This is a genomic window from Yoonia sp., from assembly GCF_046498525.1.
Classification (GTDB): Bacteria; Pseudomonadota; Alphaproteobacteria; order Rhodobacterales; family Rhodobacteraceae; genus Yoonia.
Map to the genome: position 1 here is coordinate 1 of NZ_JAWOAN010000296.1, position 7706 is coordinate 7706.

General features: G+C 53.4%; 12 protein-coding genes. All 12 read left to right on the forward strand.

Features of this window, described 5'->3' with window-relative positions; genetic code table 11:
- Positions 1-309 (forward strand): rhamnan synthesis F family protein (locus R6T97_RS17365; protein WP_410350539.1); only part of this gene is annotated, 309 nt, incomplete at its 5' end.
- 297 nt (positions 310-606) lie between these two features.
- The gene (rpsJ, locus tag R6T97_RS17370) at positions 607-918 is read left to right on the forward strand and encodes a 30S ribosomal protein S10 (RefSeq protein WP_090194803.1); all 312 of its coding nucleotides are present in this window, start codon (positions 607-609) and stop codon (positions 916-918) included.
- A 12-nt stretch (positions 919-930) separates the two neighbouring features.
- Entirely contained in the window at positions 931-1782 is an 852-nt protein-coding gene (gene rplC, locus R6T97_RS17375; protein ID WP_410350540.1) for a 50S ribosomal protein L3, read from the forward strand.
- Positions 1782-2402 carry a 50S ribosomal protein L4 gene (rplD, locus tag R6T97_RS17380; protein WP_410350541.1) on the forward strand — a complete coding sequence of 207 codons (621 nt, stop codon included), beginning with the start codon at positions 1782-1784 and terminating at the stop codon, positions 2400-2402. Before rplC ends, rplD begins: the two co-directional genes overlap by 1 nt.
- On the forward strand, positions 2399-2695 hold the full coding sequence (locus R6T97_RS17385; RefSeq protein ID WP_340425002.1) for a 50S ribosomal protein L23: 297 nt from the start codon (positions 2399-2401) through the stop codon (positions 2693-2695). The genes rplD and R6T97_RS17385 overlap by 4 nt, the downstream gene beginning before the upstream one ends.
- Before the next feature lie 358 nt (positions 2696-3053).
- Positions 3054-3971 (forward strand): hypothetical protein, encoded by a 918-nt coding sequence (locus tag R6T97_RS17390; protein WP_410350542.1) that lies wholly within the window; start codon positions 3054-3056, stop codon positions 3969-3971.
- The gene (locus R6T97_RS17395) at positions 3964-4452 is read left to right on the forward strand and encodes a hypothetical protein (protein ID WP_410350543.1); all 489 of its coding nucleotides are present in this window, start codon (positions 3964-3966) and stop codon (positions 4450-4452) included. The genes R6T97_RS17390 and R6T97_RS17395 overlap by 8 nt, the downstream gene beginning before the upstream one ends.
- Positions 4453-4641: 189 nt before the next feature.
- A complete protein-coding gene (gene rplB, locus R6T97_RS17400) occupies positions 4642-5484 on the forward strand; it encodes a 50S ribosomal protein L2 (RefSeq protein ID WP_410350544.1) in 843 nt (280 codons plus the stop codon).
- A 2-nt stretch (positions 5485-5486) separates the two neighbouring features.
- A complete protein-coding gene (rpsS, locus tag R6T97_RS17405) occupies positions 5487-5765 on the forward strand; it encodes a 30S ribosomal protein S19 (protein WP_410350545.1) in 279 nt (92 codons plus the stop codon).
- Positions 5766-5768: 3 nt separating this feature from the next.
- Positions 5769-6149 carry a 50S ribosomal protein L22 gene (gene rplV, locus R6T97_RS17410; protein ID WP_410350546.1) on the forward strand — a complete coding sequence of 127 codons (381 nt, stop codon included), beginning with the start codon at positions 5769-5771 and terminating at the stop codon, positions 6147-6149.
- Positions 6149-6850, forward strand: coding sequence for a 30S ribosomal protein S3 (gene rpsC, locus R6T97_RS17415; RefSeq protein ID WP_410350547.1), 702 nt, complete (start codon positions 6149-6151; stop codon positions 6848-6850). The genes rplV and rpsC overlap by 1 nt, the downstream gene beginning before the upstream one ends.
- 12 nt (positions 6851-6862) lie before the next feature.
- Positions 6863-7276, forward strand: a complete 414-nt coding sequence (gene rplP / locus R6T97_RS17420; RefSeq protein WP_410350548.1) for a 50S ribosomal protein L16 — start codon at positions 6863-6865, stop codon at positions 7274-7276.
- The last annotated feature ends 430 nt before the right edge of the window (positions 7277-7706 follow it).

Below are 7706 nucleotides of genomic sequence, written 5' to 3' on the forward strand. Positions count from 1 at the left end.
GTGTACAATAAAATGGAAGCCCGGCCCATAGATTTCTGGGGTATTACTAAACATAAATACCAGGAGCCAGACAGGTTTTTGTTGAACAAACCAATCCCTGAGCATATCCAGAGTTACTTTATGGTTTTTAACCGCCGGGTGGTGGCCTCTTCTGCCTTCAAAGGTTTTTGGAGAAAAGTAAATCACCATACAACGAAACGTAAGCTTGTTCAGGATTATGAGTTGAAACTTACCAGCCATTTGGCAACTTCAGGATTCAGATACGGAACCGTCACAGACGAAATAGAATGCCCGCAGGTGAATTTCTGACTGCTGTTGACGACAGCGTAAGAATTAGCGTCATAGACAATAGTCGCATAGGCCCTCTCTCAGCTTGGATTTTGACACCTATCAGCACTGACCTTGAATGACCTTAGATTGTGAGAGTCAAATGCCTTTCACGGCCATACCCCCTTTACACCCCCCCCCGACTCCCCCTATACGCCCGCTATCCAACAAGGGTGCGCTTTGCGTGCCCTTTCTATATTGGACAAAAAGACGCGATGAGGGCTCTGGATGAGCCATGGTCCTCCTCTCCGATCTAGGCCCTAATCAAAGGGTGATGACATGGCAGCCAGCCAAAACATCCGTATTCGCCTCAAGGCGTTTGATTTCCGGGTGCTTGATGCAAGCACCGCAGAAATCGTAAGCACAGCAAAGCGCACAGGCGCAAGCGTGCGTGGACCGATCCCACTTCCAAACAAGATCGAGAAATTCACTGTTCTGCGTGGCCCCCACGTTGACAAGAAATCCCGCGACCAGTTCGAGATCCGCACACACAAGCGCCTTCTCGACATCGTAGACCCGACACCACAGACCGTTGACGCGCTCATGAAGCTCGATCTGGCTGCCGGTGTTGACGTCCAGATTTCCGTATAAGGAGTAGATCAAATGCTCCGTACAGGACTTATCGCAAAGAAAGTCGGCATGACCCGGCTTTTCATGGAAGACGGCAAGCAGATCCCTGTGACCGTTCTTTCCCTCGAAAACCTGCAGGTTGTCGCACAGCGTACACCCGAGACCAACGGTTACACGGCTGTTCAGCTGGGTGCGGGCAATGCCAAAGTCAATCGCACATCCAAGGCGATGCGCGGTCACTTTGCCGCTGCCAAGGTCGAACCCAAGCGCAAGGTCGCTGAATTCCGCGTCGCCCCCGAGAACATGATCAATGTGGGTGAGACGATCACAGCAAACCACTACTTCGAAGGTCAGTTTGTCGACGTTTGCGGTACATCCATCGGTAAAGGTTTTGCCGGTGCGATGAAGCGCCACAACTTCAGTGGTCTGCGTGCGACACACGGTGTTTCGATCTCGCACCGTTCGCACGGTTCCACAGGTCAGTGTCAGGATCCGGGCAAAGTCTTCAAAGGCAAGAAGATGGCCGGTCACATGGGTGCGGCGAAAGTCACAACCCAGAACCTGCAAGTCGTCAAGACCGACGCCGCACGCGGTGTCATCATGGTCAAAGGCGCTGTTCCAGGCTCCAAGGGTGGTTGGGTCACAATCAAGGATGCGGTCAAGAAGCCGACACCCGAGAACGTGATCTACCCTGCTGGTCTGAAATCCATGGCCGAAGAAGCAGAGCGTCTTGCTGAGGAAGCTGCCGCCGCTGCCGCCGCTGAAGAGGAAGCCGCCGCAAAGGCCGCTGCCGAAGCAGAGCAGGCCGCACTGGAAGCTGCTGAAGCAGAAGCTGCAACGGAAGCCCCGGCAGACGATGCCGCACCGACAGAAGGTGATAAATAATGAAGGCTGATGCAATCAAACTGGACGGCAAGACAGCCGGTTCCGTCGAACTGAACGATGAAATCTTCGGTCTTGAGCCGCGCAAGGATATCTTGCACCGCGTCGTGCGTTGGCAGCGTAACAAGGCAATGGCAGGTACACACGATGTGCTGGGTCGTTCCGAGGTGAGCTATTCCACCAAGAAGATCTATCGCCAAAAGGGCACTGGCAGCGCGCGTCACGGCTCTCGCGGTGCGCCGATCTTCCGCTCGGGTGGTATCTACAAGGGCCCAACGCCCCGTAGCCACGCGCATGATCTGCCCAAGAAGTTCCGCAAGCTTGGCCTCAAGCACGCCCTGTCCGCGAAAGTGGCCGCAGGCGAGCTGGTGATCGTTGACACGATCGAAGTTCAAGACGCCAAGACAGGTGCACTGGCCAAAATGGTCGGCGCATTGGGTTGGAAGCGCGCGCTGATCATCGACGGTGCCGAAGTGAACGAAAACTTCGCCAAGGCCGCCGCCAACATCACAACCATTAACGTTCTCCCATCCATGGGTGCCAACGTTTACGATATCCTGAAGTCGGACACACTTGTCCTGACCAAAGCAGGTGTCGAAGCTCTGGAGGCTCGTTTGTCATGAACGCCAAAGCAGAACATTACGATGTGATCCGCAAGCCGGTCATCACCGAGAAGGCAACCATGGCGTCCGAAGCCAATGCCGTTGTTTTCGAAGTGGCGATCGACGCGAACAAACCGATGATCAAGGAAGCTGTTGAAAGCCTCTTTGGTGTCAAGGTCAAAGCGGTCAACACATCGATCACCAAAGGTAAAGTGAAGCGCTTCCGCGGGTCACTGGGCACACGCAAAGACGTGAAAAAAGCCTATGTGACGCTCGAAGAGGGCAACACGATTGACGTGAGCACCGGTCTGTAAGATCGGTTCGCGATGAAGTTAGAAAGGCCCTCGCAGTGCGGGGGCCTTTTGCGTTTGGGGGCAGGGAGTCGGGGCAGGCCCCTACCTACGTAGGCCGGGGCCTGCCCCGGCGCTCCGACACTGCCCCAACCACAAGGGCCAGCGGCGGTCCGTGGGTGGCATCGGCGACGTCTCTGTCACGCAATTTATGCCAGCCGCCCATGCCGGAACATCGCGATGCGTATGACGCTGGCAAAGCGCGGACGGCGCATTTCGGGTTGGAGCTTGTTCGACTTGGCTCTTTTGCCTTGAGTCGTTCGGCCGATTAATGAACGATACAACTATTCATTGTATTCTCGACAAGTGAGGAACCAATACTGTGGCCGCCAAAAGATCAAAAACGCTTTCCTTACAACGGGCCTACTTCAATGAGGGGTTCAATGGTTCGCTGGAAGACATCATCAGGACTTCGCTAATGAAGCTGGACAAGGCGCGGGATCGTGTCGTGCCAATTGATCTAATCTCAAGCCAGTTCTTCGCAGGAATCGAAGAAGCGCCATCAGGGAATGGTATCTTTGTGCGCCTTCTGGAATTTGAACAGGGGGCAATTGGCGTTGTGAATCTCGATACAGATGATCATAGCGCTGCGGTCGAGGAGTTTTTCCACCCGAAGAAACAGGATTTTCTGAAGGCGGAGATGGTCTGCCTAGTCGAACGAGATCACATAGTTGCTTGCAATATGGGAAACAAAAGTGGAACATTTGCTCTGAGCGTGCTAGAACTCGCCCAAAAGGCCGATGTACTAAGCGGTGATGTGAAAATGCGGATAGCGGATGTTCCTGACAAAAATACCCTAGCTCGCATCGAAGAAGTTGGTGTGCGCGAAGTGGATTTCTCAATCGAGAGCTTTTTCAAAAATCTGGAGCTTAATACACGAGGCCAAGCAGGTACCCGCATCATGCAAATGGTTTTTGGTATGCCCTCAGATGACACGGCATCCAAGGTTCGAGCAAACGCTATCGGACGAATGGTGCTTAAGAGGGGGCGCTTTGAACGCGAAGAGATCCGAAGAGATCAGTGGCTAGCTGATATCGGACGCGAGTTAATGGTTGCCGAGCCAGTGGAGAAGTACAAAATCACTTTGGAAGACGGATCAAAAATCTCCAACAACTCTCTCAAGAAGAATAAAACGGTGCAGTTGAATAGACATGCAAATAGTTTTTCGTTTGAAAGCGCCAAAATGGAACTCGAAGCATACGCAAGAGAGTTGAAGGCGGAAGGGTCATACAGTGGCTAATTCTTCAACATCATTTTGGTTGATGTGGATGGTCGTTTGCTTAGTAGTGGCGTCAGCATCAAGTTACTTAGCATACGGTGATCCGCTACGGTATGTAGGAATTATCGATCTGCTAGCTTCAATTATCTCGATCTTAGTTGGCGTATCGCTTGCCGTAACTGCTGTTCTGGCTTCGCCATTTTCCGTTTCAGTTGATAAGGCAAAAGACGAATTTGAAGCTGAACGAATAACTAAAGTGGTTTCGAGTGATGATCAGATTCTCGCATCTGGACAACTGCTCTTGTTCATTTTTTTCTTGCTCGCCCTAATCTTCGCATTGGCGTGCAAATGGCTGGTAAATGGCCAATCAGAACCTTTGCCCGCTTCAAGCCACATAGTTAGTGCGGTTAGCGCATTCACGGCGATTTTTTCCCTGCTTTGGTCGATCCGACTTCCGTTTATGCTTAATGCGTTGGCTCAGCAAAGAAGTCGACTCGGATGATGGTAACTAGTTTGTAGCACTAGCCCTTGCCACCCACACCCCTCCCCGCTATACGCCAGCAATCACCTGACCTCGGGATTCGTTCCGGGGTCTTTGTGGTATTACTATGGGCACCTACGGGGGCCTCTAACATCAGGGTCCCCGCCGATTCAATCATGGGGGCCCGCCAAGCAAACGGAAGAAGCTAACATGGCACTCAAGTCGTACAAACCGACGACGCCGGGCCAGCGTGGGCTGGTGCTGATCGACCGTTCGGAGCTTTGGAAAGGACGTCCCGTCAAGTCTCTCACTGAGGGTCTTACGAAATCGGGCGGCCGGAACAACACCGGACGGATCACCATGCGTCGTATTGGTGGGGGCGCAAAGCGTCTTTACCGCATCGTCGATTTCAAGCGGAACAAGCTGGACATGCCAGCCGTTGTCGCACGGATCGAATATGACCCGAACCGCACCGCATTCATCGCGCTGATCCAGTACGAAGACGGCACACAGAATTACATCCTTGCCCCACAGCGTATCGCTATTGGTGACAAGGTGATTGCATCCGCCAAGGCCGACATCAAGCCCGGCAACGCCATGCCATTCAGCGGCATGCCTATCGGTACGATCATTCACAACATCGAAATGAAGCCAGGCAAAGGCGGCCAGATCGCCCGTGCAGCCGGGACCTACGCCCAGTTTGTTGGTCGTGATGGTGGCTATGCGCAGGTGCGTCTGTCATCGGGCGAACTCCGCCTGATCCGTCAGGAATGCATGGCCACTGTCGGTGCTGTGTCCAACCCCGACAATTCGAACCAGAACTTCGGTAAAGCGGGCCGTACCCGTCACAAGGGCGTCCGCCCGAGTGTCCGTGGTGTTGCCATGAACCCGATCGACCACCCGCACGGTGGTGGTGAAGGCCGCACATCTGGTGGTCGTACGCCTGTCACGCCTTGGGGCAAAGACACCAAGGGCAAGCGTACGCGTAACAAGAACAAAGCATCGCAGCGCCTTATCGTGCGTTCGCGTCATGCCAAGAAGAAGGGTCGTTAAGTATGGCTCGTTCCGTCTGGAAAGGTCCCTTTGTGGATGCATACGTCTTGAAAAAGGCAGAAGCATCCCGCGAGAGCGGCCGCAACGAAGTGATCAAGATCTGGTCGCGTCGTTCTACCATCCTGCCTCAGTTCGTTGGTCTCACTTTTGGTGTGTACAACGGCAAGAAGCACATCCCTGTTAACGTCTCGGAAGACATGATTGGTCAAAAGTTCGGTGAATATTCGCCGACCCGTACCTTCTATGGACACGCCGCTGACAAAAAAGCGAAGCGGAAATAAGCCATGAGCAAGGATAACAATCCCCGCCGCGTGGCCGATAACGAAGCAATGGCAAAACTGCGCATGCTTCGTACGTCTCCGCAAAAGCTGAACCTCGTTGCCGGCCTGATCCGCGGCAAGAAAGTCGAGCAGGCGCTGACCGACCTGACTTTCTCCAAAAAGCGGATTTCGGACGATGTGAAGAAATGTCTTCAGTCGGCCATCGCCAACGCAGAGAACAACCACAACCTTGACGTCGATGAATTGGTCGTCGCAGAGGCCTATGTCGGCAAGAACCTGACCATGAAGCGCGGACGCCCCCGGGCCCGTGGCCGTTTTGGCAAGATCATCAAGCCGTTTGCAGAGATCACCATCAAGGTGCGTCAAGTTGAGGAGCAATCATAATGGGTAACAAAGTAAACCCGATCGGTATGCGTCTTCAGGTCAACCGCACCTGGGACAGCCGCTGGTACGCTGACACCAAAGACTATGGCGATCTTTTGTTGGAAGACCTCAAGATCAAGGCTTTCATCAAGAAGGAAAGCGCACAGGCAGGCATCAGCCGCGTGATCATCGAGCGTCCGCACAAAAAGTGCCGCGTTACGATCCACGCAGCCCGTCCGGGTGTGATCATCGGCAAGAAAGGTGCGGACATCGAAGGTCTGCGCAAGAAGCTTGCCGCGCTGACTGCATCCGAACTGCACCTGAACATCGTTGAAGTCCGCAAGCCAGAGCTTGACGCAGCCCTTGTTGCCGAAAGCATCGGTCAGCAGCTTGAGCGTCGTGTGTCTTTCCGTCGCGCGATGAAGCGCTCGGTTCAGAACGCCATGCGCATGGGCGCCCTGGGGATCCGGGTCAACCTTGCCGGTCGTCTGGGCGGTGCAGAGATTGCACGGACTGAATGGTACCGCGAAGGTCGCGTTCCGCTGCATACGCTGCGCGCCGACATCGACTATGCACTGTATGAGGCGATGACGCCTTATGGGATCATCGGCATCAAGGTCTTCATCTACAAAGGTGAGATCATGGAGCACGATCCGTCAGCGCACGACCGTAAACATGCTGAGCTGCAAGAGGGCGCTGTCCCTCGCGGCCCACGTCGCTAAGGAGCTGATACAATGCTGCAACCAAAGCGTACAAAACACCGCAAGCTACACAAGGGTCGCATTCGTGGTGAAGCAAAGGGCGGGTCCGACCTGAACTTTGGCACCTATGGCCTGAAGGCGGTCGAGCCTGAGCGTATCACTGCGCGCCAGATCGAAGCTGCACGTCGTGCCATGACGCGTCACATGAAGCGTCAGGGCCGTGTCTGGATCCGGATTTTCCCGGATACGCCCGTTACCTCCAAGCCCGTCGAAGTGCGTATGGGTAAGGGTAAAGGTTCGATTGATTTCTGGGCATGCAAGGTCAAACCGGGTCGCGTGATGTTCGAAATCGACGGCGTTAACGAAACAATCGCCCGCGAGGCCCTGCGCCTCGCTGCGATGAAGCTGCCGATCAAGACACGGACCGTAGTTCGCGAAGACTGGTAAGTCGTTTCGGGGCTGGCCCCGACCTACGGTGAGACTAGGGCGCCCCTGCTGAGAGATCAGTGGGGGCTTCTTTTTTTCAGGATACACGCACTGGAGCAAACCCCCGACTTCCATTTGGGCCCGCTTCAACGTCAAGGAATAATGCAATGTGACACTGGCAAACACTGCGTTTTCTCCTATCCATAATAGTATAATATTATAAAAAAGCCCAACGGGGGCTATATTTAACCAATCCGGAGAAGAGTCAAATCCCGCTGAGCTTTTAAATGTTTTTGTCTGTGTTTCATATTGATTAATTAAATATAGCCGCTACAAATATAAACAAATAATTTTAATTACAAAGAAAAAATATTATATTTGTAAAACAAAAACCAACTTAAACCAATTTCAATCATGCCAAAACAACTTAAAAACCGTTCTTTAGATCAAC